This is a genomic window from Pseudophaeobacter sp., assembly GCF_039971195.1.
Taxonomy (GTDB): Bacteria; Pseudomonadota; Alphaproteobacteria; order Rhodobacterales; family Rhodobacteraceae; genus Pseudophaeobacter.
Genome location: NZ_JBDWPJ010000151.1, coordinates 1 through 25,064, shown reverse-complemented (window position 1 = coordinate 25,064; position 25,064 = coordinate 1). Strand labels below are relative to the sequence as shown.

The 25,064-nt window shown below is 58.4% G+C and carries 25 protein-coding genes and 1 tRNA gene; 13 read left to right on the top strand and 13 right to left on the bottom strand.

The genetic code is table 11. The features are described 5' to 3' along the window. Positions 1-170 precede the first annotated feature (170 nt). Together ABJP42_RS13450 and ABJP42_RS13445 are read left to right on the top strand one after the other, a co-directional pair. Positions 171-869, top strand: a complete 699-nt coding sequence (locus tag ABJP42_RS13450; RefSeq protein WP_348341167.1) for a corrinoid protein — start codon at positions 171-173, stop codon at positions 867-869. Between the two features lies 1 nt (position 870). Further along, complete coding sequence (locus tag ABJP42_RS13445; RefSeq protein WP_348341165.1) at positions 871-1,590, top strand: DUF1638 domain-containing protein; 720 nt, start codon at positions 871-873, stop codon at positions 1,588-1,590. A 7-nt stretch (positions 1,591-1,597) separates the two neighbouring features. Here the strand turns inward: ABJP42_RS13445 and ABJP42_RS13440 are convergent, their stop codons facing one another. Further along, positions 1,598-2,218: a glutathione S-transferase family protein gene (locus ABJP42_RS13440; protein WP_348341163.1), complete on the bottom strand. Its 621-nt coding sequence runs from the start codon at positions 2,216-2,218 to the stop codon at positions 1,598-1,600. Between the two features lie 97 nt (positions 2,219-2,315). On the opposite strand from ABJP42_RS13440, the gene ABJP42_RS13435 reads away from it, so the two are divergent. Further along, on the top strand, positions 2,316-3,053 hold the full coding sequence (locus tag ABJP42_RS13435) for a helix-turn-helix transcriptional regulator (RefSeq protein ID WP_348341161.1): 738 nt from the start codon (positions 2,316-2,318) through the stop codon (positions 3,051-3,053). 32 nt (positions 3,054-3,085) lie between these two features. Here the strand turns inward: ABJP42_RS13435 and ABJP42_RS13430 are convergent, their stop codons facing one another. Then, positions 3,086-3,496 (bottom strand): SufE family protein, encoded by a 411-nt coding sequence (locus ABJP42_RS13430; protein ID WP_348341159.1) that lies wholly within the window; start codon positions 3,494-3,496, stop codon positions 3,086-3,088. A 279-nt stretch (positions 3,497-3,775) separates the two neighbouring features. Between ABJP42_RS13430 and ABJP42_RS13425 the strand changes: the two genes are divergently transcribed. Continuing rightward, positions 3,776-4,150 carry a hypothetical protein gene (locus tag ABJP42_RS13425; RefSeq protein ID WP_348341157.1) on the top strand — a complete coding sequence of 125 codons (375 nt, stop codon included), beginning with the start codon at positions 3,776-3,778 and terminating at the stop codon, positions 4,148-4,150. Between the two features lie 135 nt (positions 4,151-4,285). On the opposite strand, the gene rnd is transcribed toward ABJP42_RS13425, so the two are convergent. The 4 genes from rnd to ABJP42_RS13405 all read right to left on the bottom strand — a co-directional run bounded on the left by rnd (position 4,286) and on the right by ABJP42_RS13405 (position 8,260). Beyond that, a complete protein-coding gene (rnd, locus tag ABJP42_RS13420) occupies positions 4,286-5,443 on the bottom strand; it encodes a ribonuclease D (protein ID WP_348341155.1) in 1,158 nt (385 codons plus the stop codon). A gap of 82 nt (positions 5,444-5,525) precedes the next feature. Further along, positions 5,526-6,128: a phosphoribosylglycinamide formyltransferase gene (purN, locus tag ABJP42_RS13415; protein ID WP_348341153.1), complete on the bottom strand. Its 603-nt coding sequence runs from the start codon at positions 6,126-6,128 to the stop codon at positions 5,526-5,528. After that, positions 6,125-7,171 (bottom strand): phosphoribosylformylglycinamidine cyclo-ligase, encoded by a 1,047-nt coding sequence (gene purM, locus ABJP42_RS13410; RefSeq protein ID WP_348341151.1) that lies wholly within the window; start codon positions 7,169-7,171, stop codon positions 6,125-6,127. Before purM ends, purN begins: the two co-directional genes overlap by 4 nt. Positions 7,172-7,276: 105 nt before the next feature. Continuing rightward, positions 7,277-8,260, bottom strand: a complete 984-nt coding sequence (locus tag ABJP42_RS13405; RefSeq protein WP_348341149.1) for an MBL fold metallo-hydrolase — start codon at positions 8,258-8,260, stop codon at positions 7,277-7,279. Between the two features lie 118 nt (positions 8,261-8,378). On the opposite strand from ABJP42_RS13405, the gene ABJP42_RS13400 reads away from it, so the two are divergent. Beyond that, positions 8,379-9,314, top strand: coding sequence for a LysR family transcriptional regulator (locus tag ABJP42_RS13400; RefSeq protein ID WP_348341147.1), 936 nt, complete (start codon positions 8,379-8,381; stop codon positions 9,312-9,314). 35 nt (positions 9,315-9,349) lie between these two features. Beyond that, positions 9,350-9,425: transfer RNA gene (locus tag ABJP42_RS13395), tRNA-Ile, on the top strand. 88 nt (positions 9,426-9,513) lie between these two features. Here ABJP42_RS13395 and ABJP42_RS13390 read toward each other — a convergent pair. Beyond that, positions 9,514-9,951 carry an ester cyclase gene (locus tag ABJP42_RS13390; protein WP_348341145.1) on the bottom strand — a complete coding sequence of 146 codons (438 nt, stop codon included), beginning with the start codon at positions 9,949-9,951 and terminating at the stop codon, positions 9,514-9,516. Positions 9,952-10,283: 332 nt separating this feature from the next. Between ABJP42_RS13390 and speB the strand changes: the two genes are divergently transcribed. Beyond that, positions 10,284-11,249 (top strand): agmatinase, encoded by a 966-nt coding sequence (gene speB / locus ABJP42_RS13385; RefSeq protein WP_348341143.1) that lies wholly within the window; start codon positions 10,284-10,286, stop codon positions 11,247-11,249. A 55-nt stretch (positions 11,250-11,304) separates the two neighbouring features. On the opposite strand, the gene ABJP42_RS13380 is transcribed toward speB, so the two are convergent. After that, on the bottom strand, positions 11,305-12,624 hold the full coding sequence (locus ABJP42_RS13380) for an ATP-binding protein (RefSeq protein ID WP_348341141.1): 1,320 nt from the start codon (positions 12,622-12,624) through the stop codon (positions 11,305-11,307). Between the two features lie 117 nt (positions 12,625-12,741). Here ABJP42_RS13380 and ABJP42_RS13375 point away from each other — a divergent pair, with 117 nt between their 5' ends. Next, the gene (locus tag ABJP42_RS13375; RefSeq protein WP_348341139.1) at positions 12,742-13,656 is read left to right on the top strand and encodes an MBL fold metallo-hydrolase; all 915 of its coding nucleotides are present in this window, start codon (positions 12,742-12,744) and stop codon (positions 13,654-13,656) included. Positions 13,657-13,940: 284 nt separating this feature from the next. Here the strand turns inward: ABJP42_RS13375 and ABJP42_RS13370 are convergent, their stop codons facing one another. Next, entirely contained in the window at positions 13,941-16,523 is a 2,583-nt protein-coding gene (locus tag ABJP42_RS13370) for a hybrid sensor histidine kinase/response regulator (protein ID WP_348341137.1), read from the bottom strand. 8 nt (positions 16,524-16,531) lie between these two features. Next, on the bottom strand, positions 16,532-17,098 hold the full coding sequence (locus tag ABJP42_RS13365; RefSeq protein ID WP_348341135.1) for a putative pterin-binding protein: 567 nt from the start codon (positions 17,096-17,098) through the stop codon (positions 16,532-16,534). A 392-nt stretch (positions 17,099-17,490) separates the two neighbouring features. Between ABJP42_RS13365 and ABJP42_RS13360 the strand changes: the two genes are divergently transcribed. Next, positions 17,491-18,105, top strand: coding sequence for a response regulator transcription factor (locus ABJP42_RS13360; RefSeq protein WP_348341133.1), 615 nt, complete (start codon positions 17,491-17,493; stop codon positions 18,103-18,105). A gap of 57 nt (positions 18,106-18,162) precedes the next feature. Here ABJP42_RS13360 and ABJP42_RS13355 read toward each other — a convergent pair whose 3' ends face one another. Beyond that, the gene (locus tag ABJP42_RS13355; RefSeq protein WP_348341131.1) at positions 18,163-19,410 is read right to left on the bottom strand and encodes a cytochrome P450; all 1,248 of its coding nucleotides are present in this window, start codon (positions 19,408-19,410) and stop codon (positions 18,163-18,165) included. 135 nt (positions 19,411-19,545) lie between these two features. Between ABJP42_RS13355 and ABJP42_RS13350 the strand changes: the two genes are divergently transcribed. Next, positions 19,546-19,884 (top strand): TfoX/Sxy family protein, encoded by a 339-nt coding sequence (locus ABJP42_RS13350; RefSeq protein ID WP_348341129.1) that lies wholly within the window; start codon positions 19,546-19,548, stop codon positions 19,882-19,884. Between the two features lie 106 nt (positions 19,885-19,990). Here ABJP42_RS13350 and ndk read toward each other — a convergent pair whose 3' ends face one another. Continuing rightward, positions 19,991-20,413 carry a nucleoside-diphosphate kinase gene (gene ndk, locus ABJP42_RS13345; RefSeq protein ID WP_009812004.1) on the bottom strand — a complete coding sequence of 141 codons (423 nt, stop codon included), beginning with the start codon at positions 20,411-20,413 and terminating at the stop codon, positions 19,991-19,993. A 137-nt stretch (positions 20,414-20,550) separates the two neighbouring features. After that, on the bottom strand, positions 20,551-21,753 hold the full coding sequence (locus ABJP42_RS13340; RefSeq protein WP_348341127.1) for a multidrug effflux MFS transporter: 1,203 nt from the start codon (positions 21,751-21,753) through the stop codon (positions 20,551-20,553). A gap of 294 nt (positions 21,754-22,047) precedes the next feature. Here ABJP42_RS13340 and ABJP42_RS13335 point away from each other — a divergent pair, with 294 nt between their 5' ends. The 3 genes from ABJP42_RS13335 to ABJP42_RS13325 all read left to right on the top strand — a co-directional run. Further along, on the top strand, positions 22,048-23,910 hold the full coding sequence (locus tag ABJP42_RS13335; protein ID WP_348341125.1) for an ABC-F family ATP-binding cassette domain-containing protein: 1,863 nt from the start codon (positions 22,048-22,050) through the stop codon (positions 23,908-23,910). Then, positions 23,907-24,533: a MarC family protein gene (locus ABJP42_RS13330; RefSeq protein ID WP_348341123.1), complete on the top strand. Its 627-nt coding sequence runs from the start codon at positions 23,907-23,909 to the stop codon at positions 24,531-24,533. The genes ABJP42_RS13335 and ABJP42_RS13330 overlap by 4 nt, the downstream gene beginning before the upstream one ends. Positions 24,534-24,564: 31 nt before the next feature. Further along, positions 24,565-25,064, top strand: a 500-nt coding sequence (locus tag ABJP42_RS13325; protein WP_348341121.1) for a retropepsin-like aspartic protease family protein, incomplete at its 3' end; no start/stop codon positions are given.

Here is a 25,064-nt window from a genome sequence, read left to right as displayed (position 1 = left end):
GAAGATTTCCTTGCGAATTCTTCATTATCAATCTGCACAATTTGCCCCTATAGGTCGGTCCAGACAAAGGCGATGTCGCAAATATTGCAGTCTCGACGCGGCAAATTGGCCCAATAGACGGCACAACGATGCCACGCAGGGGACACCCCGCCCACTCAAGGAATAGGCGCATGTCAGAAGAAGAAGATATCATCCTGGCGGAACTGGACGATGAAGAACTTGTCCAACAGATGTTTGATGACCTGTATGACGGGATGAAGGAAGAGATCGAAGAAGGGGTCAATATCCTTCTATCGCGCGACTGGGAGCCCTATAAGGTTCTGACCGAAGCGCTCGTCGGCGGCATGACCATCGTTGGGGCCGACTTCCGCGATGGTATTCTGTTTGTGCCCGAAGTGCTGCTGGCGGCAAACGCCATGAAGGGCGGCATGGCCATCCTGAAGCCTCTGCTGGCCGCCACTGGGGCGCCGCGCATGGGCTCGATGGTGATTGGCACCGTCAAAGGCGACATTCACGACATCGGCAAAAACCTGGTCTCCATGATGATGGAAGGCGCCGGTTTTGAAGTGGTCGATCTTGGCATCAACAACCCAGTTGAAAACTACCTGGAGGCGCTTGAAGAGCACAAGCCTGACATCCTCGGCATGTCCGCCCTGCTGACCACAACCATGCCCTATATGAAGGTCGTCATCGACACGATGGTGGAGCAAGGCAAACGGGACGACTATGTTGTGCTGGTTGGTGGTGCGCCGCTGAACGAAGAGTTTGGCAAGGCAATTGGCGCCGACGGCTATTGCCGTGACGCAGCGGTTGCAGTGGAAATGGCCAAGGATTTTGTTGCTCGTCGGCACAACCAGATGAGCGCCTAACATGGCACGCAAAGGACGTGCAGCCCGCTTGACTGAGCGGGCTGCATTTCGACCCCCAACCGGGCGCAGCCTTGAGGAAAGCTCCCTCACCGAACAGGGGCTTGCCCCGCCTGACAAAAAGACCGGCCGCATCCTGTTGATTGCCTGTGGCGCCCTCGCACGTGAGATCCTGGCGATCAAAGAGATCAATGGGCTGGATCACATCGACCTGACTTGCCTGCCTGCAAAACTGCACCTCTACCCCGACCAGATCACCGCCTCTGTTGAGGGAGCCGTGCTGAAGCACAGGCACAGCTACGATCAGATCTGCGTGGTCTATGCCGATTGCGGCACTGGCGGCGCGCTTAAACAGAAATGTGCCGAGCTGGGCGTGCAGATGGTACCCGGCCCCCATTGTTATTCCTTCTTTGAAGGCAACGACACCTTTGCCTCCCATGCGGAGGCAGGCGAGATTACCGCCTTCTACCTCACTGATTTTCTGGTCAAACAATTCGATGCCTTCATCTGGCGGCCCATGGGGTTGGACAAGCATCCAGAGCTGCGCCAGATGATCTTTGGCAACTATACCAAACTGGTCTATCAATCCCAGCTCAGCGACCCAGCCCTACTGGACAAGGCCCGCGACTGCGCCACCCGCATGGGGCTGGCGTTTGAACACCGCCACACCGGATATGGCGAACTGCAAGAGGCCCTGCTGCACTGGGGCAAGCAGGACCTCTGACCTTACTTTAGGCCGCTTCCAGCCCGGACAGAGCTTCTGACTCAAAGCTTTGCAGCCCGTCATTGTCCAGGGCATCGCTCACCCGTTGGACCCAGGCTTTGACCGTGGGGATCTCAGGCATCAGATGCGGTGCCCATTGAAAGGCCGAGGCCATCAGCAGATCGGCAACCGACAGGCTGTCTCCCAGTAGGAAACCCTTGCCCTCGAGCCCTACCTCCAGCTGCGCCCCGACCTCCACCATGGTGCGGAAGGTGCCAACCAGGGCCGGATGGTCAATCCCGGAGAAATGCGCCACCAACGCCGGTTCCATCACCCCACCGGAATAGGCCATCCAGGTCAGGTAGCTTCCCCGCCCAGGCTGTCCCGGACGCGGACTCAGCGGCTGGCCAAACAGCTCATCCAGATACATCATGATCGCGGCGCTTTCACGGATATGCTCGCCTTCATCGGTCACCAAATAGGGAACCTTGCCCTCCGGATGGGCATTATTTGGATCCCGTCGCCCAGAGCCGTCATGTTTGACAATCTCGACTATCACCACATCAACCGCGTCGAGCTTGCCCATCAGCATCAGCTGGGCAATGACCCGCGAAGAGCGACTATTGGGGGCGTGATAAAGGGTTGGCATATCTAAAGACCTTTCAGATTTGGGTATTGAAGATACCCCCTCTATGGCGCTACCCTCCTGCCAAATTCTGTCAGTAAGTCCGCACTAACCTTTGCCCATGGCCAAAACAGATCGCCTTTTTCGTTTGCTGCACCTGATCCGCGGGTTGCACCCGCCGGTGACCGCCGCGCGGCTGGCGGCTGCGATGGAAGTGTCTGAACGGACGATCTACCGCGATATCGACAGCCTGCGCGCGGCTGGTGCCAGAATCGAGGGCGAGGCTGGTCTTGGCTATACCATGACAGAAGACCCGGCCCTGCCGCCGCAAACCTTCAGCCAGATAGAGATCGAAGCGCTGACCCTGGGGCTGGCGGATGTCAATCAGCGCGGCGATAGGGATCTGGCGCAGGCGGCCAATGACGCCTTGGTCAAAATCCTCGCCACCCTGCCCGAGCGGCAGCAGCGCCAGGCGATGCATGCGGTCAATCTGGTGCACAGGTTTTCGACGCCCTTGGTGCCAACAATCGACATGACCCTGCTGCGCGAAGCCATCTGGGCCGAAGAAGCGCTTGAGATTTCCTACCGGGACCTGAAGGAGGCGCAGACCAAGCGGCGCGTTCTCCCGCTAGCGATTTCCTATCACGACCGGGCGGTGATGCTACTGGCCTGGTGTTGTAAACGGCAGGATTTTCGCAGCTTCCATGTCACCCGCATCGAAGGCTACAGCCAGACAGAGCAAAGCTTTCGTCCACGTCGAGTGGCCCTGCTCAGGGAGTATATCGCCAAACTAGAGGCCGGAGACAGGGATAAGAGGGCGACAAACAAGAAAGCCACAGGCTTAAAGCTACAGGCCTGACTGGCAGGTCGGGTGACAACGCCCGGCCAAAATCAGATCTGGGCGGCAGCCGTTTCGCGAATGCGTTCAATCATCGCCCGCACCCCGTTGGAGCGCTGTGCTGACAGATGTTCGTTCAATCCCAGGCGTCCCAGCTCGGTATGGGCATCCACTGCCAGAACCTCACCCAGGGTGAGCCCATTATAAAGGCTGCGTAGCACCGAAATCAGCCCGCGCACAATGAGCGCATCGCTTTCGCCATCAAAACGAAACACCCCGTCTTCGATCACCGGGTGTATCCAGACCTGGCTGGCACAGCCGTCGACCTTGGTGGCAGGCACTTTCAACGCCTCAGGCAAAGGTTCCATCGCCTTGCCCTGTTCGATGACATGGCGATAGCGATCTTCCCAGTCCTCCAGGAATTCGAAGTCTTCAACGATCTCTTCAAATGCGGCGCAGGCCATGGTCCGGCGTCCTTCTTATTGGTGGCGAAATCAGCAGCCTTGCACCTATGCCGACTGCCCATGTTTTTCAACAGCTTTTCAAGCGCCGCGCAATCGGGTAACCACAATCAACCAGAGTTAAAAGACGGGCGGGACGACATGCGCAAATCCTTGGCACTCATCTTGGCGGGCACGCTAATAGTCGCAGGCTGTGGCGGCTGGCGAGATTCACGCGTGAACCCGGGCAATTGGTTCGGCAAGTCAAAATCAGCTCCGGTTGCAGAAGCCTCAGGAGAGGATGTGAACCCTCTGATACCGGAAAACGGCGGGAAAAGCATTTTTGCCCGCCCCGATCCAGAGGACCTTAGTATTCCGGCACGCCAGATCAGCGAATTACGGGTAGAGCCTACGCCCAATGGTGCGATTATCTACGCAACTGCAATCGCTGCACGCCAGGGCGCCCATGATCTGGAACTTCGTCGGGTTCCTGACACAGATCCGGACGTTCTGGAATATACCTTTCGCGTGGTCTACCCAGTTGCCGCCACGCCATCCGGAAGCGAGCACAGCCGCACAGTTCAGGCCGCAGTCACGGTGTCAAAACAATTCCTGCGAGAGGTGCGGATCATTCGGGTAATCGGGGCAGAAAACCAGCGGGAAACACGACGCCGCTAAACGCTACCGCCCCATCAAATCGAAAAGGCCCAGGGCAGATTGCCACTGGGCCTTTTTCTTTGCAGTCTGTCGCCGTGTACATGCGGCGCAAATTTTCGCTGGCAAACACAGCCCGGCAAACGGCCTGACCGGATGTTAAAGCGCAACCACCTTGACGGACTGTCCCTTTGCCGCAAGCGCAATTTCGCCATTGCACAGACGCAGGGCGTCCTCGCCAAAGACTTCGCGACGCCAGCCGGTCAGGGCAGCGACCTCGCGCTCTCCGGCGGCAATGGCATCCAGATCAGCGCTGGGGGCAATCAGTTTGGCGGCTACACCAGCAGACTCGGTTTTGGCCTTTAGCAGCACCCGCAACAGATCGGCAAGTGCAGGATTGACCTGCATTTTTTCACGACTGCGGTCTGGTTTTGGCATTTTATCAGCTGGGCAATTGATGCCCTTGGCCACAGCCTTCAGGATACCTTCGGAAATGGCGCCTTTGCGGGCTTCGCGCAGCAGCAGGCGCGAGCCGCCAAGATCGGAACCAGTGCGCGGCTTGGTCGAGGCCAGCTCTACCAGGGCGTCATCCTTGAACACCCGGTTGCGCGGCACATTGTTGGTCTGGGCGTAGTCCTCACGGAAAGCTGCCAGTTCGCGCACCACGGCGAGGAATTTACCAGAGGAGGTGCGGGTCTTCACCCGGCGCCAGGCTTCTTGGGGCTGAATATCATAGGTGGCCGGATCGGTAAGAACCTGCAGCTCCTCGGCAACCCAGTGCGATCGGCCGCTGCGCTCCAGATCGGCCTCAAGGAATTCATAGACCCGGCGTAGATGGGTGACATCCGCCAAAGCATAGGCTTGCTGCGCATCGCTCAAGGGGCGGCGCGACCAATCGGTAAAACGCGAGCTCTTGTCGACGCCTTCCTTGACGATCTTGCGCACCAGAGTTTCATAGCCAACCTGATCGCCAAAGCCACAGACCATGGCCGCAACCTGGGTATCAAACAGCGGCTTTGGAAAGACATTGGCATCGACCCAGAAAATTTCCAGATCCTGCCGGGCGGCGTGAAAGACCTTTACCACCGACTCGTCGCGAAACAGGGTATAGAGTGGTTCCAGCGACAGCCCCTCAGCTAGGGGATCCACCAGCACCGCGTCATTCTCTCCGTCGCCAGAAAAGGCGATCTGGATCAGGCAGAGTTTGGAATAATAAGTGCGTTCGCGCAGAAACTCGGTATCGACCGTCACGTAGGGGTAGTTTGCCGCCTCTTCACAAAAAGACTGCAGCTCGTCGGTGGTGGTCAGAGTTTTCATATATCACGACTTTTCTGGTGTTCTACACTAATAGGCTGGGCATGGTGATACGCCTTTGAGCCCCGCAATGCAAACCGCCAGATCAGCCCTCCAGCAGCACCGGGCTGCGATCCCCTGCCGCAAAGCGCCGCAGCACAGCTGGATAAAGCCGATGTTCCTGCACCAGCACCCGCGCCGCCAGATCTCCGGCGGTGTCTCCGGGCAAAACCGGCACTCGTGCCTGGCCCAAAATCGGCCCATCATCCAGCGCTGGTGTCACCTCATGCACGGTGCAGCCATGTTCGCAGTCGCCTGCCTCCAATGCGCGCGCATGTGTGTGCAACCCTTTGTATTTGGGTAACAATGAGGGATGGATATTCAGCATGCGGCCCTGAAAGGGCGCCACAAAACCCTCGGTCAGCACCCGCATGAACCCTGCGAGGCAGACGATATCGGCGCCTGCTTGCAGAATGGGTTTGACCAGCTCCGCCTCAAAGGCCGCTCGGTCGCCCTTGAACGGGCGGTGATCAACCGCAGCTGTCGGAATGCCAGCTGCCACCGCTTTTTTCAGCCCGCCTGCCTCCGCGTCGTTTGACATCACCAGACAGGGACGGGCCGGATGGTCGCCGGTCATGCTCTCAATCAGCGCCACCATATTAGAGCCGCCGCCCGAGACCAGAATGGCTACCTTTTTCTTCTCACTCACAGCAGCTTGCCTGTGTAGCGCATGCCTGCCCCTGCAGTGACAGTGCCCAAGCGGCTGACGGTCTCACCTTCGTCCTGCAGGATTTCGACCAGCTCATCGGCACGCTCGGCGGAAACCGACAGGATCATGCCAATGCCACAGTTGAAGGTCTTGAGCATTTCCGCCTCGGCGATGCCGCCGACCTCTGCCATCCATTTGAAGACGCCGGGCAGCTCCCAGACATCCAGGTCGATATCGGCGCCCAGGTCCTCGGGCAGAACCCGTGGCAGGTTTTCAGTCAGGCCGCCGCCGGTGATATGGGCCAGCGCATGCACGCCCCCTGCCCGTACCGCCGCGAGACTTTGTTTTACATAGAGCCGTGTTGGCGTCAGCAGCGCTTCACCCAGAGTGCCCTCACTGAAAGGCGAGTCTGCATCCCAGCCCAGACCGGAGAGCTCAACAATCTTGCGCACCAGAGAATAGCCATTGGAATGAACCCCATCTGAGGCCATCCCCAAGAGCACATCGCCTTCGGCAACGCCAGCTGGCAGGGCCGTGCCGCGCTCCATGGCACCAACGGCGAAGCCTGCCAGATCAAAATCGCCTTCGGGATACATGCCGGGCATCTCGGCGGTCTCACCACCGATCAGGGCAGAACCAGAGCGCACGCAGCCCTCGGCGATGCCTTCGATGATCCGCGCAGCCGTTTCTGTTTCTAGCTTGCCAGTGGCAAAATAGTCGAGGAAGAACAGAGGTTCAGCACCCTGGCAGACCAGATCGTTGACACACATGGCAACAAGATCAATGCCAACACCGTCAACAACTCCGGTATCAATTGCAATACGCAGTTTGGTGCCGACGCCGTCGGTGGCGCCCACCAAGATCGGATCGCTGTAACCTGCGTCTTTGAGATCAAACAGCGCGCCAAAGCCGCCCAGGCCGCTCATCACGCCGGACCGGTTGGTCCGCTTGGCGGCCGGCTTGATGCGGTCCACCAGGGCATTGCCCGCGTCAATGTCTACACCTGCATCTGCATAGGTCAAACCGTTCTTGCCGCTGGTCATCTCTTGGCTCCTTCACATGGGTTGCGCAGCCTTTAGCGCAAGGCTCACCAGAAAGAAACAAGGGAATCCACCGCGCGCAACTTGTCGCGCGGTGAAGCGGCCAGATCAGCCCCCTGAGGAGAGACCAAATTGCCAGGGTGCCGGTTGGTAACCGTAGGCATCGCCCTGGCGTTGCACCCGACCAAGACCCGGAAAATCAATATGACTGCCGGTCAGCAAGAGGTTGTCTGCCACCGCGCGGTCCAGCATCTTGTAGCGGGTCTCCACCGTCAGGGGCGCATCGGTGTCAAAGGCAATGGTCCAGTCGGGATAGGCAAACTGAAGTGCCGTGCTGTGGATGACGTCGCCCCAGAACAGCAGCTGCTGATCGCCGCCATCCAGCATGAATCCGGAATGACCTGGCGTATGCCCAGGCAGCGGCAGCGCGGTGAACCCGGCGGCAACCGGGGCCTCACCCTCAAACAGCTTCAACCGGTTGGCATAGGGCGCCACCGTGCCCCGCGCCATCTGAAAAAATCCGCGGCTGTTTTCAGGAACAGAAGCCATGATGGCGTCATCATGCCAGAAGTCCCATTCCACCTTCGACACAACCAGCTCCGCATTGGGGAAGACGGCGGAACCATCCGCAGCAACCAGCCCGCCAGAATGATCCGGATGCATATGGGTGAGCAGCACTGTCGAGATCTCTTCTGGTTTTACACCGGTGGCCGCCAACCCGGCCCCGAATGCGCCAAGGTTTGGCCCCAAGAGATCCGCAGTGCCTGCATCGATCAGGATCTTGCTTGCGCCCTGTTCAACCAAATAGCCGTTCACCGGGATATTCACGCCCTCGGCAGTCAGCTGATGCAGCCCTGTCGCCAAGGCGGCGGCAGCCTTGTCGGCATCAAAATCCGCAAAGAGCTGCATGCCCAGGGGCAGATGCCCATCCAGCAGCACCGTCACTTTGGCCTGGCCCAGGGAAAATTGATGCAACGCTGGGGGCAAACCGGTAGGCGCGGTGGCCGTGCTGGCCCCTGCCTGACCAGAAATCAAAGTGGCGGCAGGCGCGGCGGCCAGGCCTGTCAGAAGGGATCTTCGATTGATCGTCATAACGAACTCCAATATGGTTTGGACCAATATCCGGTCACAACCCTGAGCTAAGCCAAGATTATTGGCTTCTGTAGGCAGGCAACCCCTATTGCTCATATAAGCAGGAATTATAACAAAGATGGATCGACTGGGACTATTGGAGAGTTTTGTCATTGCCCTGGACGAAGGCAGCCTCAATCGTGGCGCCCAGCGGCGTGGCATCAGCCAACCCGCGATGAGCCTGCAGATCAAACAGCTGGAAGAGCTTTTGGGCCATGCCCTGCTGCATCGCTCCTCTACCGGGGTGACGCCGACCCGCCCCGGCCAACTGGTCTATGCCCAGGCCCAGGGGCTATTGTCGGGCTATGAGTTGATGCGGGCGGAGCTGAGCGCACTGGAGGACAGCGTCTCTGGCACCTTTCGCATCAGCACCAGCACGTTTTTTGGCCGGATCATCCTTGGCCCCGTCCTGCTGGAAATTAATCAGGCCTATAGCGATCTGGACATCGTGATGAAGCTGGAAGACAGGCTGGTGGATGTAGTGCGCGAGAATATCGATCTGGCGATCCGCTCTGGCACCCTGGGCGACGGCGACGGGGCAGCGCGCAAGATTGCGCAGATGGAAACCGTGCTCTTTGCCACCCCCAGCTATCTTGACCAGGCCGGACGTCCGCAGCGGCCCGAAGACCTGAAGCGACTCAAATTCATCCAACACCACGAAGACCAGACAGGCGGCTTCTTTCAATTAAACCGGGACGGCGTGGAATTTCAGGCGCCAGTGCATGTGGGATTTACCGCGGATGACCCGGATCTGATCATTCGTGCTGTCTCCAATCACACCGGCTATGCTCGTGCCCCGCGGCTGTTTCTGGATGAGCCCCTGCTGGCGGGCCATTTCGAAGAAGTGCTGCCGGCCTATCAGCCTCCAGCAAAGGATATTTATGCAGTCTATCCCTCCCGCCACTGCTACGACAAACGTCACGAGGTGATAGTCAAAGCTCTACTGGACCGGATGGAAGCAATGCGTGTGGCCTCTCTTGCCCGCCGCCAGCCCCCCACCGCAATCACGGCTTGACCTTTGGGCGGGCATTTTCTAACCACGTCCTCAGTGGGCCTGTAGCTCAACGGTTAGAGCAGAGCGCTCATAACGCTTTGGTTGGGGGTTCAAATCCCTCCGGGCCTACCACCCCCTGCTGCTAAATACGCCGCCTCCACATAGCCTCAAAAGCCGCTATTTGGCAGGAAAACGTCCCATGGCCCGCCCGGCCAGCTAGTCACTTCCAGGTCAGGCTTTGGCCTGAGAAACAGCCAAGCAAGACATCAGGCGGCATCTGCCCCAGTTGCTCAAACATTGCCAGGCTGTCAATCTTGGCTGTGAATTCAGCGATCAGTTCACCTTCAAAGCGGAACATCATCAGACCGTCCACCTTGATAGGTGTAGCCTTGTCACTTCCTGGAGCCGTCAACTGGTATTTGACAGCAGCCCATTCATTGTCTTCGAGGAAAACCAAAATTTCCAGCTCCACCTGCCCGCAAAGATTGTGGAAAACCTCGACTAGCACTGGGATTTCATTGCGCAGAGCCAGATTGTCGACAAAGGGGTCTTTTTCTCCCAAATCGGGTGATAGAAGTTCATCCAAGACAGCGATGTTACGGTTCTCCCAGATCTCAGAAAACCAGCGTTCCACAATTTGCCGCTTCGTCATTGTCATCGTTAAAAATCACCTATGAAAACTACATAACCTTGTCTTTGAAGCCCGTCTCGCGGATCCTGAATTCCGGCCCAATGCGGCGCAGAAACATGCTTATACCACAAACACTTAACACCCTATCAACACTTAAATTTTAGGGGATCCCTTCTAAAGAACATCCCGCATCACACCCTTAAGGTGAATTGCCACCCTCACCATCCGGGAAAAGTGTGGCACCACGCCTTTAGTCTTGGGTCCAGACAGCATTCTTGCCAAGATAGGCAAGACCCCTGCGGGACGGGTGAAAAGAATCAGGCCCGTAGAGTATCGGTACACCAGGAGAAACAACACAGATGTCAGAACATGGGTATGAATCTGGTCGGCTAAACCTGCCTTTTGTTGGGATCTCCACCTTTGGCAAGTCGGAGTATGTCGCCGACTGGGATGCTATCAAGGCGGATGTTGCAATCCTGGGCGCCCCTTTTGATTTCGGTACCCAGTGGCGGCCCGGCGCCCGATTTGGTCCGCGTGCCGTGCGCGAGGCGTCAACCCTGTTCAGTTTTGGCCATGCCGGTGCCTATGACCATGAGGATGACGCCACCTATCTTGGTGCAGATGTCACCATGGTCGACCTCGGGGATGCCGATATCATCCACACCAAAACCGAGGAAAGCCACGCCAATATCGAATTTGGCGTGCGTAAGATCCTGGCGGCAGGCGCCCTGCCGGTGACGATCGGCGGTGATCATTCGATCAATATTCCCTGTATCAACGCCTTTGCCGGGGACTGCGCTGAAAACGGCCCGCTGCATGTGGTGCAAATTGATGCGCATCTGGATTTTGTCGACAGCCGCCACGGGGTCACCAATGGCCATGGCAATCCCATGCGCCGCGCCATTGAAAAAGACTATGTCTCTGGCATGACCCAGCTTGGCATCCGCAATGTCTCTTCCACCGCCAAAAGCGGCTATGACGACGCCCGGGCGCGGGGCTCTGACATTCTATCGGTGCGGCAGGTACGCAAACTGGGCACCGAGGCGGTTCTGGAGCGTATCCCCAAGGGCGCACGATACTATGTCACCATAGACATTGATGCCTTCTGCCCCTCAATCGCTGCTGGCACCGGCACACCCAGCCATGGCGGCTTCCTCTACTATGATGTGCTGGAGATCCTGCAGGGGCTCTGCCAGCGCGGCAATGTTGTGGGCATTGATCTTGTTGAGGTGGCCCCCGCCTATGACCCCAGCGAAAGCACGCAAATTCTGGCAGCACAGCTCCTACTCAACTTCATTGGCTTCATCTTCCACGCCCGCAACTAGGCCTGTGACAACTGCCCGGAGTTCCCCTGTTCTTTCAAAGTGCTGGGGGGGGGGCTTAGCGCCCGATTACGATATCGGCCTGCAGCCCCCCCAGAGCCTCGCTTTGACCGAGCCGCAGCATGCCACCATGGGCGCGGGCAATATCGGTGACAATCGCCAGGCCCAGGCCAACGCCCGAACCCAGGTCCTGATTGCGGGCCGGATCAAGCCGCGCAAAGGGGCGCACCGCCTCGCCACGCTGCGCTGGCGGAATACCCGGCCCATCATCCTCGACCCGAATGCGCAGGGACTTTTCCGTCAGCGCCACCGAGACCCGCGCCCGGGTGCCATAGCGCACGGCGTTTGAGATCAAGTTTTCCAGGGCCCGGCGCATGGACTGTGCCCGAAGCAAAACCGTCCCCTCGCCGCTCAACTCGCCCAGCATCACGTCCTTGTCCTGGCGCCGCCAGTCCTCGACCACCGAAATCACCAGTTCTTGCGGATCCACCGGCTCTGGCTCTCCGGTCGAGGCCCCGCGCGAGAAATCAAGGAAAGCATCCAGCAGCGCCTGCATCTCGCTGACGTCGCGCAGCATCGGCTCTGCATCCTCTTCGTCAATCATCGCCAGCCCTAGTTTCAACCGGGTCAACGGCGTACGCAGGTCATGACTCACGCCTGAAAGCATCAGGGTCCGCTGTTCAATCTGGCGTTCAATTCTAGCCCGCATGTCCAAAAAGGCGCTGCCGGCCACCCGGACTTCGATGGCGCCGCGCGGGGAATAGGCCACATTGCGCCCGCGGCCAAAGGCCTGCGCCGCATCGGCCAGTTTCTTGATCGGACGCAGCTGGTTGCGCATATAGACAAAGGATATCACCGTCATCAGGAAGCCAAAGAACACCATGGTGACAATCAGTTGATGCGGTGCCGCGGCGGTCAAACGCCGCCGGTTCAACCCCAGTTCAAGCACTCCGGCATTGGTCTTTATGTAGAGCAGGAAGGCACGGTTCTCTGGGAATTGCACCGCAACAAACCCCTCCAGCTCACGCTGCAGTTTCTCGCGCACCACCCGACCGGAAAACTCGTTCCAGCTTAGCGCGTCACGTGGACGGGGGGCATTCGGCTCCACAAAGCGGGCGGTCATGGTCAGCGGTGCCAGATAGGGGTCCAACCGCAGCAGATAGAGCGCCGGATCAGAGGTCTCTCCAGCCTGCTGCTGCAGCAGATCAATCTCACGCAAGACGGTTGTGGTCATCTGAGTGGTGACATCCTCCAGGTCGCGTTTAATAAAGACTATTGTCACCAGCAGCTGCAGGGCAACGATGGGCATCACCAGGATCAATGCCGCACGGGCATAGAGACTGCGCGGCAGATATTGTTTGAGCCATTGGAAGAACATAGGCTAAGACTAGCGCCGCAGGCACGGACTGTGAAGAGCAGTAATCCGCTGCTTTAAGTGCCACAAACCTCCCCATGGGCAGGCGTTTTTCTCTGCCCCAAAGAAAAGGCAAAACAGATGCAGGCTCCCGATGATTTCAACCCAACCGTCGGCGTGCCAGAGCAGCTGGAGCCAGGTGTGCGACGGCTGCTGGCGCCCAACCCGTCTCCGATGACCTATCGCGGCACCAATACCTATCTGATCGGCACCACCGAACTGGCGGTGATTGACCCCGGCCCCGATATGCCCGCCCATCTGGAGGCCATCATGGCTGCCTGCCTGCCGGGCCAGACGATCAGCCATATCATCGTCACCCATAGCCACCTTGATCACTCCCCCCTCGCCCGCACCCTGTCAGCGCGCTGCGGCGCGCCGGTCTATGCCTATGGCACCGCCAGCACCGGGCGCAGTGCCGTGATGCAAGGCCTCGTAGAGGCTGGCATGTCCAGCGGCGGCGAAGGGATTGACCATAGCTTCACCCCCGACCGGCTGCTTGCGGATGGGGATCTGCTCACCGGCGCGGACTGGCAATTGGAAGTGATCCATACTCCGGGCCACCTGGGCAACCACATCGCCCTCGCCCTGGGGGATGCCTGTTTCACGGCCGATCACGTGATGGGCTGGGCCAGTTCGCTGGTTTCCCCTCCTGACGGAGATCTCACCGATTTCATGGCCTCCTGCGCCCGCCTGCGCGCCCGAGATTGGCGGGTCTTCTATCCCGGCCATGGCGGCACGGTCAGCGCGCCACAACAGCGACTGGATTGGCTGATCACCCATCGCAACAGCCGCGAAACTGACATCCTGTCCAATCTCAACCAAGCCCCAGCCAGCCCCGCAGAACTGGCCCGGACGATCTATACAGAAACCCCCGAGGCGCTTTTGCCAGCGGCTGAGCGCAATGTCTTTGCCCATCTGGTGGATCTGGTAGGCCGAGGCAAAGTCGCGCCATTGGGACGGCTTTGTGAGACCGCCCAGTTCCAGACCCTGAAGTGATGAGATATTTTTTTAGATTCTATGCGCGTTTCCCTCTGAACCTCTCAAATTGGTCTCGCTAAATCGCTCGGACCGTTGCCTCACCGCAACGTCTATCCCACCGTGTTGGCGTAACATATGAAACACGACCGCCTTCAATCTAAATTCGCAATGATCCGCGCCTGCCTCGACGGCGAGAAGCAGCGCCACAATGGTTTCACCGCTGTCGGAAAAAAACTGTGAGATTTCTTTGCTGTGCCGACACTCCGCATCGCAATGACTGAATTTTTCGTTTACCCTTGGGTTCAGACCTTCTCGAAGGGGATCAAATGCGGGGCAAGCAGGGTTTTTGAAGAATTCCAATGCAGCATCAGGTCCGCGAGAGGCGGCCGAGACGTGTCTTCCTGCATCTCCACTTCGAGCAGCGCGTTTCGCAGACCGGAAATTCCCAGAACAGCCGCAGAGCCCGCCAGGCGATGGGCTTCCCTGCGGTGGTCCTCCAAGAGCCTGTCGACCTCCTTCAGATCTGCCAAGAAACTCTCCGCCTCATCGATAAAGGCCTGCAGGTATTCGCGTCCCCGCTCGCGCCCCAGGGCCTCAAAGAACTGGTCGATTTCTGATTGGGCATCAGGATCCTCCACTGCCTTGGAAGTCGCCGAACGCCGTGCAACCAATGCTGTCAGTTCCTGCCTGTTGATCGGTTTTGTGGTAACTTCCGCAAAGCCAGCCTCCAGGATCCTGGCATGGTCTTCGGGGGCTGTATGAGCAGTCAGGGCCACAATATCGATCCCCTCCGCCAAACGGGCTTCGCGGATACGGCGGATCGCCTCGATACCATCCACCTCCGGCATGCTGATATCCATCAGAACAAGGTCAAACGCCTCTGCCCTGCAGGCCGCCACGGCCTCGGCCCCGCCAGGGGCCACCGTCACCCTGTGTCCTTGTTTCTGCAACATCTGCTGAAACAGTTCGCGATTAATATCGTTGTCTTCCACCACCAGAACCCTGGCCGCCTGAGCCTGCGCGGGCTCGGCCGCTGGATCCTTGCTCGGCAGGCTTTGCGCATTTGGCAATGGCAGGGTCAATGAGAACAGACTGCCCTCCCCCAACTCGCTTTCGCAGGAAATCGTTCCGCCCATTGCCTCGACAATACGTCGGGTGATCGCCAGGCCCAGCCCGGTTCCCTCGCTGTCGCGGCCAAAACTGGAATCCAAAGTGATAAAATCTTCAAAGATCCGTTTGAGATCCTGGGGGGCCACCCCTTCGCCAGTATCGGAGACGTGAAATTCAATCTGATCCATGGCCGCGCAGCGTTGCACATCCACCAGAACTGCCCCGTCGCGGGTGAATTTTATGGCATTGCCGATCAGGTTCAACAGAGCTTGCTGCAGAGCTCGGGGACGCCCAGCCACCATGTCGGGACCGCTGACATTATATTTCAAGGTCAACACGTTGCCTCGGCTTCTTGAATGGGCCTGTTGACTTTCAATCAGGCCATTCATCAACTCGCGCAGATCAAAGGGACGCAGGCTGTCGGGCTCGGTACCCGCTTCGAGGCTGGACAATTGCAAGACGTCATTGACGTGATGCAGCAGCAGCTCTCCCGAGACCTGCATCGCATTGAGGTAACGCTCCTGCTCTGCGTCTGGACCGGTATGGCGCAGCAGGTCGATTGCCCCCAAAACGCCGGTCAGAGGGGTGCGCATTTCATGGCTCATCACGGTCAAAAGATTGGCCTTGGCCCGCTCCCCAGCCAGGGCATCATCACGGGCGTTGCGCAGCTCTTCTTCGACGGCAATCCGGTCCGAGATATCGCGAATGAACCCCACAAAGACCAGGTCTGCCTGGCTGCGGCTGATCGACAAGGAGACCTCGATCGGAAAGACCTCTCCGGATTTTCTTTTGGCTTCGATCTGCACCCGCCCCTTGCCGGCCAGTCGGGGAACAGAGGTTTCCAAGAACCGCTTCATACCGATCCTATGCGCCTCTAGGAGATGCGCCGGAATGATTAACTGCTCCATGCTAGCACCAATCGCCTCATCTCTGCTGTAGCCAAAAATGGTTTCGGCTGCGCCATTAAACGCGAGGATGACCCCATCCTGATCAACCATGAGAATGGCATCCAAAGAGGAAGAAATCATAGCCTCCATGCGCGATGCTGCCTTGCTGCGCTCTTCAGAAAGGCCACGCCCGCGCCGATACATCCAGCCCAGCAGCAACGCTGTTATGGCAAGCGCGGCAAAAAGCGTCAGGATCACCATAGCAAGGCGTGACAGGATGGTAAAAAGAGCCAGACGCTTGCTTTCGGTGCTTTGGACCTGGATGACCACTCCAAACAATGCCAATGCGCGCACATCTTCACCGTTATCTTCCAGCAGTGTTTGGATATGCCTCTGGTTTTGCAACAGTTGTTGGTCCGCGACATCAATCAGTGCCACCAGCTCGGCCAACCTTCCCTGTAGCCGCCCCAGCAATGTGCCACCCTCAGGCGAGCCACGCAGATCCGCAAAGAGCGGCCCTTCGGCAAAGGTTTGGATACGGCTGTAATAGATATCAAACTGCAGACGCAGGGCTGCCAGATCGCTGAGCCTGTCGGCCCGTTCAACAGTAGTTACCAATTTGAGATGATCAACCTCCGCCTGCGACAACACCCACTGCATATTGTCAGTTGCTGCCGTAGAAAGCCCTTCTAGCCGTTGGACAACCTCATGACCCAGGCGAACAGATTGCAAAGTGAGCAGCGGTAACACCAAAAGAGCCAGCAGCAACAATGCCTTGCTCAGGCGCGGCCAGCTGTCGATCTGCAACAATTTCCAGATATTGCCAGCCTTGGTAGCCCGTCCTTCGGCGGTGTCAACGGCTGTATCGGGCACTTGGGATTGCGTCACGTCCTAAATCACTCCTTCGACGTCTTCATCGTAATGGTATCCAGCTGCCAAATGCTACGCGAATAGACAGCCTCGGTTCGATAAGCTGGATTGCTGTCATAGGGATAGACCAGCCACAGAGGTCCTTTATCGCGCAACGACATTGTTTTACCGTTACGCTCGTAGGCAACAAGGGCACCGCCGGGCACTGCATCGGACAGCGGAATTTCTACCATATAATCGTTAACCGCACGGGCCTCGATACTGGTGCCGGCAGGTTTGAGCGCAGCCACCAGAGTGGCCAGTGGAACGCCAGTGAACTGCTGTGGCCCCGTGGTCCAAATGGTTTGGGTTTCAAAACTCGCAACCCCCAGCGCCTGAAGATCCCTCAAGGACAAGCGGCGAACTACTGTGCCTTCCTCTTCCAGCTCCACCGTCAGAAGGATCTGCTCATTCTGGCCCTGTTTTCCAGAGTTGGCACCATACTGGGACCGCGCTTCAGCTTGGGCAACGCCCGTGCCAAGTAGCCCAAGGATGCCCAAAGCAAAAAAACCTGCCAGAGTGGCTCGCGGCAAGGAAATCTTCCAGCCAATCATATTGCACGTCTCCCAAACACAAATGGTCCCCGGCACACCAAAGGAGTTGGCAAACCAAGTATTTGGACAGACTGCCACATTCAGCGCTCACGCTCATCCGCACCTGCGGATAGCCTCCTATCCTTACGTATAGGTAAGCTGATGATCCTTGGTCTCTTCTTGGCCTGTTCTGGATCGTTGCGGGCCAGGTTGCAAAGCCAATGGCGGGCAGTCCAAGGCAGGTATCTGGCAGAGAAGCCCTGCAAAACAGGCGCCTTGAGCCCTAAACCGGGTTCAAAAGGAGAGTAACTCCGCCCGCGAATGTGGGCTCTGAAAAGATCAAAAACTTGATGGATTTTAAACACTTCCAACTGTAGACTGGGGACAGGACACAGAACAGAACCAGGGTATTCATGCGTATTTTGTTAGCAGACGACCACGATATGGTTCGTGAAACCATCTCCGCCTACCTCGAAAACAAAGGTGAGGCAGAGGTAATTCCGGCGACGGATCTTTCTGGCGCGCTCGAAAAAATCGAAAATGATGGCCCCTTTGACCTCGTTTTACTGGACTACCAGATGCCCGGCATGAACGGGCTGGCCGGGTTGAGTCAGGCGCTTTCTGCCAATAATGGCAAGGGGGTTGCGATTTTGTCCGGCAACGCACCTGCAAAAACAGCCCAAGAAGCACTGAGCCTTGGTGCCATCGGCTTCATCCCCAAGACCATGGGCGCGCAATCACTGCTCAATGCCGTGCGCTTTATGGCAGCCGGAGAGATCTACGTCCCGGTTGATCTGATGCGCGAAGACGCCAACCCCTCGCAGCACCCCCTGGCTGAAAAGCTCAGCCCGCGAGAGTTGGAAGTCCTGTCAGGCCTGTGCAAGGGCCATTCCAACAAGGAAATCGCCCGCGAGCTGGATCTTCAGGAAGTGACGATCAAGCTGCATGTGCGCACGTTGTGCCGCAAACTGGACGCTAAGAACCGAACCCAGGCCGCCCTGATCGCCAAAGAAGCCGGCTTGTTCTGAGCCACCCTTCCCACACCAGGTGGTCTGGCAAAAGCCCACACTGCCGCCCTCGGCAGGTCACCTCGGGGACAGCCTTGCTGGCAGGCTCGCGTAGCCACGAAACCGCATGCGCCCTCCCCCCAATCTTCCCGGCAGGATCTGGTAGTCAGGATATCGCGCCAGGAATCGCTCAGTCGCGATCTTGCCTTCCATCCGCGCCAGGGTCAGCCCAACGCAGACATGCGGTCCGCCTGCAAAGGCCAGGTGCCGGTTGGGGCGGCGGGCAATGTCAAATTCCTGAGGGTTGTCAAAGACCTCTGGGTCGCGGTTCGCCGCCCCAATCACCAGATGCAGGATACGGCCGCGCGGAATGGTCACGCCGCCGATTTCAACCATGGCAGTGGTTTCACGATTGCCCAGCTGATTGGGCGGGCGAAAGCGCAGGATCTCTTCGACTGCAGGTTTGATCAGATCAGGCTGCGCCAAAAGCCGCGCCTTTTGCGCCGGGTGGTCATGCAACAGCGCCAGCCCATTGCCGATCAGATTGGTCGTGGTCTCATGTCCGGCGTTGAGGATGAATATGCAGTTCTGGATCAGCTCAATCTCGCTCAACCCCTGCCCTTCGCTGTCCTTTTCACTGCCGATGAGCCGGGTCAAGACATCGGTTTCCGGATCCCCAGGTGCGGCCCGACGGCGTGCCACCAGATCTTGCAGATAGGCCTTGAACTCCGTCACCGCCTGATGGCCGCGGGCCAGCTCATTGTCGCTCAGCGAAGGTTCAAGCGCGCCCAGAATGGCCAGGGACCAATCCCGCAACGGCGCCCGCTCATCCTCTGGCACATCCAGGAGATTGCCAATGATCTGGATGGGAATGCAGGAGGCAAAATCCTCGATCAGATCCACCTCCGCGCGCCCCGCCATCGCGTCCAGCAGCAGGTCAACCGCCGCGATCAAACCCGGCTCCATCCGGGCAATTGCCCGTGGCGTCAGCGCCGAGCTCATGATCGAACGTACCCGGCTGTGCAGGGGCGGGTCGGAGAACACCAGCGAGGTTGTGTGATGTTCAAACAGCGGCGAGCCGATGCCAAATTTGGGGCCAAAGGCGGCCTTTTTGTCAGAGGAAAACAGGGCAGTATCCCGGTAGATGCGATCCAGATCCTCGTGACGGCTGATCAGAAATGACCCATCTGGCTGCGACAGGACCGGAGCCTCAGCCAGAAGCGCATCGTAAAACGGAAAGGGATCTTCCACAAAACCCGCAGGTGGGTCTGCCAGATCAAAAGACTGGATATCCACCGGATGCGCTGACGCTGACAGTTCTTGCACTCTTACCCCTCCCAAGTAATGGTCTCAGGTTCAGGTAATAATGATTACGTGTCAACAAGATGAGGCGTCTTCACCATGTTGGATTTCGGAAAGTTTGAGGGTGACAGCGGAGGGCCACCGGCATATGTTCCCCATATGTCCACTGCCATTTCCTCCATCCGCTACCTCGGCCCCGCCTATGAGGATTCTTGCAACCGCGCGGGCATTCACAGTGCCGAAGAACTGCGCAGCCTGGGCGCTGATGCGGCCTACGCCCGCTTGCTGCAAACCGGCAGTAAGCCGCATTTCATTGGCTACTACGTTCTGGTCATGGCACTGCAGGGCCGCCCCTGGAATGATTGCAAAGGCGAGGAGAAAAAGGTCCTGCGCAAGAGGTTTGATGCCATCAAAGCCTCCAGTTTTGATAAGGGCCGTTCAGAGTTTGAGAGCATTCTCAACCAAATTGGCGTGATTGAAAAACCTACTCACTCGTAGCCTTGCTAGGCTTTCTTCGGATGGGTGGTGCCGGGTGCCCATAAAAAAGAGCCGCGCCAGAACCCCAGCGCGACCCAAAATTTCGTACTCTGATCAGAGCGGTGGCTTAGCCGACCAGCTCAAGACCGGAGAAGAAGTAGGCGATTTCAACAGCGGCAGTTTCTGGCGCGTCGGAACCGTGTACCGAGTTTTCGCCAACGGATTCAGCAAACTCGGCGCGGATGGTGCCGGCAGCGGCGTCTGCTGGGTTGGTCGCGCCCATGATTTCACGGTTCTTTGCGATGGCGTTTTCGCCTTCCAGAACCTGGCAAACGATTGGCTCAGAGGACATGAATTCGCACAGTTCGTCATAGAAGGGACGCTCAGCGTGGACTTCGTAGAATTTGCCAGCCTGGGCTTTGGTCAGGTGAATACGCTTTTGTGCAACGATGCGCAGGCCAGCTTCTTCGAATTTGGCGTTGATTGCGCCGGTCAGGTTGCGGCGGGTGGCATCGGGTTTGATGATCGAGAAAGTGCGTTGCAGAGCCATCGGGCGTTCTCCATTTGAAAGATCGGCGCCAGCAATCTGCGCCATAATATCGCGCGCCGCCTAACATGCCTGTCGACACATGGGAAGGGGAGAGTTGATCTGATGTCGAAATTGCCCTCAGCGGAAAGGGCGCGGTGTCAGGCGATCTCTTCAAGTGGTTCGTGAATATCGAGCCAGCGCACGTAGAGCGCTGCCATCAGGGCGCAGCAGCTGGAAATCAAAATGATCGACAAGACCATAAAAGGCGCGCTGCTTGGCGTCACCAAAACCCCTGTCACAGTGGTCATCACTGCGCCCAGGGCCACCACGATGGCGCCAGACAGCCCCGAGGCGCTGCCCGCCAGATGCGGTCGCACCGACATCAACCCGGCGCTGGCATTGGCCACTGTCAGCCCATTGCCAAAACCCACCGCAATAGCGGAGCCAAAAAACACCAGGGTTGCTCCCTGCCCGGCCAAAAACAGACTGAGGCCAACCAAAGGCCCCAGCACCGCCGACAGCCGCCCGGCGATGATCAGGGTAATCAGTGGTACCCGCCGCGCCAAACGGCCCGTGACAAAATTTCCCACCATAAAGCCACCGGTGATGATGCCGATGCCAAGGCCCAATTGCGCCGGGTTGAGGTCGAACCAGGCCGCAGCCACCAAGGGTGCGCCGGTGATAAAGGCGTAAAACCCGCCAATTGAGAACGCCAGGCAAAAGCTGTAGCCCCAGAACCTACGCGAAGCCAGAAGCTCTGGGTAGCTGCGCATCTGTGCACCAAAGGTGGCAGAGCGGTTGTGGTTGGTTTCTCCCCAGTCGCCCCAGCTGAGCGCCAGCACCCCAAGACCCAAAAGTGTGTACAACACAAAGCCGGAGCGCCAGCCAAAAAGCATATCCAAAGCCCCGCCCAGCATCGGTCCCAGCATCGGTGCCAGGGCCATGGCCATGGTGACATAGCCCAGCTTGCTGGCGGCCTCAGACGCGGAATGCATGTCGCGGATGGCAGCGCGTGACAGAACCTGCGCCGCAACCACCATGCCCTGCAACATGCGAAAACCCAGAAACACCCAGATGTTTTCGGCCAGCACGCAGCCAAGCGAGGCCAGCGTGAAAATCATCATTGAGACCAGTAACACCGGGCGGCGACCAAAACGGTCGGAGAGCGGTCCCATGATCAGTTGCAAGACTGCGGAAATGCCCAGATAGCCCGCCAGCGACAGGTTCACCAAACCGTAGCTGGTGCCAAAATCCTCAGCAATGCGCGCCAGCGAGGGCAGGAACATATTGAGCGACAGGACCGCCAGAGCGGTGCTGAAAATCAGGGTCACAAGATGTGGGGCTGTCTGCGCGGCCCGCATGGATCACCTCAGGCGCTTAGGCAAAGAAAGGAGAACAAAACTGTCCTGTTTCAACTAGCAACAATCTTTGCCGGAGGCCAGCGGCAAGCGCCCCCCCTCCCACAAACTGTTTCTGGGCAGGCATGGGCTGGCAAGGTTGAGGATGTGAGGCTCTGCCACACACTCCGGAATATTTGCAGAAAGGTGATGTCTAGGGGCTCCGAAGTGCTCGGGGGTTTGGCGGGCTACAGGAAGCGGCTGAGAAAGCCCGGATGCCATTGACAAGTGGCCGCCTGTCAGACAGTGGATGAGCCCATGCTACGTATTCAAGATATCACCTATTCGGTTGAAGGCCGCCCTCTGTTCGAAGAGGCCAGTGCCACCATTCCCAATGGCCATAAAGTGGGGCTTGTGGGGCGCAACGGCACCGGTAAGACCACCCTGTTTCGCCTCATCCGGGGCGAGCTGGCGCTGGAAACCGGCTCGATTTCGCTGCCCTCCAAGGCGCAGATCGGCGGCATTGCGCAGGAAGCGCCCTCGTCGAATGTTTCGCTGATCGACACGGTGTTGGCAGCGGCGACCGAGAGGGCAGCGCTGATGGCCGAGGCCGAGACCGCGACCGATCCGACCCGCATTGCAGAGGTGCAGACCCGGCTGGCAGATATCGACGCCTGGTCGGCGGAGGCCCGTGCGGCTTCGATTCTGAAGGGGCTGGGATTTGATGAGGAGGCGCAGCAGCGCCCCTGTTCCGATTTCTCCGGGGGCTGGCGCATGCGGGTGGCCCTGGCGGCGGTGCTGTTTTCAGAGCCGGACCTGTTGCTACTGGATGAACCGACCAACTATCTCGACCTTGAAGGGGCCCTGTGGCTGGAAGCTTATCTGGTCAAATATCCCCATACCGTGATCATCATCAGCCACGATCGCGAGCTGCTCAATCGCTCTGTCGGCGGTATTTTGCATCTCGAGGATCGCAAGGTTACCTACTATGGTGGCAACTATGATCAGTTTGCCCGTCAGCGTGCCGCCAACCGGGCCAACCAGGCGGCCCAGGCCAAGAAGCAAGACGCGCGGCGCGCCCATTTGCAGAGCTTTGTCGACCGGTTCAAAGCCAAGGCCAGCAAGGCCAAACAGGCGCAGAGCCGGGTCAAAATGCTGGAAAAGATGGAGACCATCCGTGCGCCCGAAGATGCCGCGCGCACTGTTTTCACCTTCCCCACGCCGGAGGAGCTGTCGCCCCCCATTATCGCCACTGAGGGCGTCAAGGTAGGCTATGATGGCAAGGTGATCCTGGGCAATCTGGATCTGCGCATCGATCAGGATGACCGCATTGCTCTGCTTGGTAAAAACGGCGAGGGCAAATCCACCCTCTCCAAGATGCTTTCTGCGCGGCTGGCCCCAATGGGCGGCAAGATGAGCCAATCCAGCAAGCTGCGCATTGGGTTCTTTGCCCAGCATCAGGTGGATGAGCTTTACATTGACGAAACACCGCTGCAGCATCTGCTGCGCGAACGCCCCACCGAGGGGCAGGCGCGGCTGCGCGCGCGGCTGGCTGGCTTTGGTCTGGGGGCCGATCAGGCGGATACTGCGGTCGGACGCCTGTCTGGTGGGCAAAAGGCACGGCTGTCGCTGCTGCTGGCCACTTTGGACGCGCCGCATCTGCTGATCCTCGATGAGCCGACCAACCACCTGGATATTGAAAGCCGCGAAGCCCTTGTCGAGGCGCTCACCGCCTATACCGGCGCGGTTATTCTGGTCAGCCACGATATGCATCTGCTCAGCCTGGTGGCGGATCGGCTCTGGCTTGTCTCCCAGGGAACCGTGAAGCCCTATGAAGGCGATCTGGCCTCCTATCGGGCCTTGCTGCTGGAAAAAGACAAGCCAGCCCCCAAACCCAAGCCAGTTAAGAAAGAAAAGCCAAAAGCTGCCCGCCCCTCGCGAGAGGCTATCCTGGCCCTGCGCAAGGAAGCGCGCAAATCCGAAGAGCGCGTCACCAAACTGACCCAAATGAAGGACAAGCTGGATAGCAAGCTGGCGGATCCAGAACTTTACGAGCCAGAGAAAAAAGACGAGGCTCGGGTTTGGCAGGGCAAACATGCCGAAGTGATCACAGCGCTGGAACGGGCTGAGCTGCTTTGGATGCGGGCGCTGGAGAAGCTGGAAAAAGCCGAGGCTCTATGATCGACACCGCCTTTTTGATCACCTCTTTTGTGACGCTCTTTGTGATCATTGATCCCATTGGCCTAACACCGATCTTTTTGGCGCTCACGCAGGGAGCAACCCCGGCCGAGCGACGCTCGATTGCAATCCGTGCTGCCTTTACTGCGATGTTTTTGCTGGCACTGTTTGCCGGTTTTGGCGAGGCAGTGTTGGGCTTTGCCGGTATTTCAATGGCGGCGTTTCGCGTAGCTGGAGGCGTTTTGCTGTTCCTCACCGCGCTGGACATGCTGTTTGAACGGCGCACCAAACGGCGAGAGAACCAGGGTGAAGAGGCCACTGAGGTCGAAGATCCGTCCATTTTCCCCATGTCGATCCCGCTGATCGCCGGCCCTGGTTCAATTGCCACCGTTATCCTCTTGTCGGGGCAAAAACCGGGGCTCGAAGGATTTGCCATGGTGATGGGGGTGGTCTTTGCTGTGCTGCTGGTCATGTTGGCGATGTTTCTCGCCTCTGGCCTGTTTGAACGCGCTCTGGGCAAGACCGGCATCAATGTGGTGACCCGCCTCTTGGGCATGCTTTTGGCCGCGCTTTCCGTGCAGTTTGTTCTGGACGGGCTGCGTGATTTTGGATTTGCTGGCGCCTGAAGCCGAAGCTCAAGCAAATAGGATCTCATCAATGGAAGACCTGGACTTTGGCCGCCTGATCTACCTTGTCTTGCTGCTCTTGGTCGTTGGGTCCTGGGCTTTTGTACACAATCGCCAAAGCCTCAGCTCCACAGTGCAGCAACTGGCGATCTGGGTCTTTATCTTTCTCGGAGTGATCGCCGGATACGGGCTGTGGGAGGATATCCGCCAGACCGTACGACCGCAGCAATCGGTGATGGCAGATCAGGGCCGGGTGGTGGTACCGCGTTCAGCTGACGGCCATTATTACCTGACGCTCGCGGTCAATGGGGCCCCTGTCGATTTCCTGGTGGATACCGGCGCCAGCGAGGTTGTTCTCACGGCGGAGGATGCGCGCCGGGCTGGGATAGATCCAGAAAACCTTGCCTATCTGGGGCGGGCCAATACGGCCAATGGCGAAGTGCGTACGGCCTCGGTTCGGGTAGAGGAGCTGGCCCTGGGAGACATCCGCGACCAAAACCTGCGGATCTGGGTCAATCAAGGCAAAATGGA

Excerpts from the sequence above, each read along its gene's own strand:
- ABJP42_RS13350 (WP_348341129.1), top strand. The coding sequence starts at position 19,546 with ATGTCCACTGCCATTTCCTCCATCCGCTACCTCGGCCCCGCCTATGAG.
- ABJP42_RS13375 (WP_348341139.1), top strand. The coding sequence starts at position 12,742 with ATGCAGGCTCCCGATGATTTCAACCCAACCGTCGGCGTGCCAGAGCAG.
- ABJP42_RS13335 (WP_348341125.1), top strand. The coding sequence starts at position 22,048 with ATGCTACGTATTCAAGATATCACCTATTCGGTTGAAGGCCGCCCTCTG.
- ABJP42_RS13330 (WP_348341123.1), top strand. The coding sequence starts at position 23,907 with ATGATCGACACCGCCTTTTTGATCACCTCTTTTGTGACGCTCTTTGTG.
- purM (WP_348341151.1), bottom strand. The coding sequence starts at position 7,171 with ATGACCAGCGGCAAGAACGGTTTGACCTATGCAGATGCAGGTGTAGAC.
- ABJP42_RS13365 (WP_348341135.1), bottom strand. The coding sequence starts at position 17,098 with ATGATTGGCTGGAAGATTTCCTTGCCGCGAGCCACTCTGGCAGGTTTT.
- speB (WP_348341143.1), top strand. The coding sequence starts at position 10,284 with ATGTCAGAACATGGGTATGAATCTGGTCGGCTAAACCTGCCTTTTGTT.
- ABJP42_RS13360 (WP_348341133.1), top strand. The coding sequence starts at position 17,491 with ATGCGTATTTTGTTAGCAGACGACCACGATATGGTTCGTGAAACCATC.
- ABJP42_RS13445 (WP_348341165.1), top strand. The coding sequence starts at position 871 with ATGGCACGCAAAGGACGTGCAGCCCGCTTGACTGAGCGGGCTGCATTT.
- ABJP42_RS13390 (WP_348341145.1), bottom strand. The coding sequence starts at position 9,951 with ATGACAATGACGAAGCGGCAAATTGTGGAACGCTGGTTTTCTGAGATC.
- ABJP42_RS13380 (WP_348341141.1), bottom strand. The coding sequence starts at position 12,624 with ATGTTCTTCCAATGGCTCAAACAATATCTGCCGCGCAGTCTCTATGCC.
- ABJP42_RS13405 (WP_348341149.1), bottom strand. The coding sequence starts at position 8,260 with ATGACGATCAATCGAAGATCCCTTCTGACAGGCCTGGCCGCCGCGCCT.
- ABJP42_RS13340 (WP_348341127.1), bottom strand. The coding sequence starts at position 21,753 with ATGCGGGCCGCGCAGACAGCCCCACATCTTGTGACCCTGATTTTCAGC.
- ndk (WP_009812004.1), bottom strand. The coding sequence starts at position 20,413 with ATGGCTCTGCAACGCACTTTCTCGATCATCAAACCCGATGCCACCCGC.
- rnd (WP_348341155.1), bottom strand. The coding sequence starts at position 5,443 with ATGAAAACTCTGACCACCACCGACGAGCTGCAGTCTTTTTGTGAAGAG.
- ABJP42_RS13435 (WP_348341161.1), top strand. The coding sequence starts at position 2,316 with ATGGCCAAAACAGATCGCCTTTTTCGTTTGCTGCACCTGATCCGCGGG.
- ABJP42_RS13400 (WP_348341147.1), top strand. The coding sequence starts at position 8,379 with ATGGATCGACTGGGACTATTGGAGAGTTTTGTCATTGCCCTGGACGAA.
- ABJP42_RS13430 (WP_348341159.1), bottom strand. The coding sequence starts at position 3,496 with ATGGCCTGCGCCGCATTTGAAGAGATCGTTGAAGACTTCGAATTCCTG.
- ABJP42_RS13450 (WP_348341167.1), top strand. The coding sequence starts at position 171 with ATGTCAGAAGAAGAAGATATCATCCTGGCGGAACTGGACGATGAAGAA.
- ABJP42_RS13440 (WP_348341163.1), bottom strand. The coding sequence starts at position 2,218 with ATGCCAACCCTTTATCACGCCCCCAATAGTCGCTCTTCGCGGGTCATT.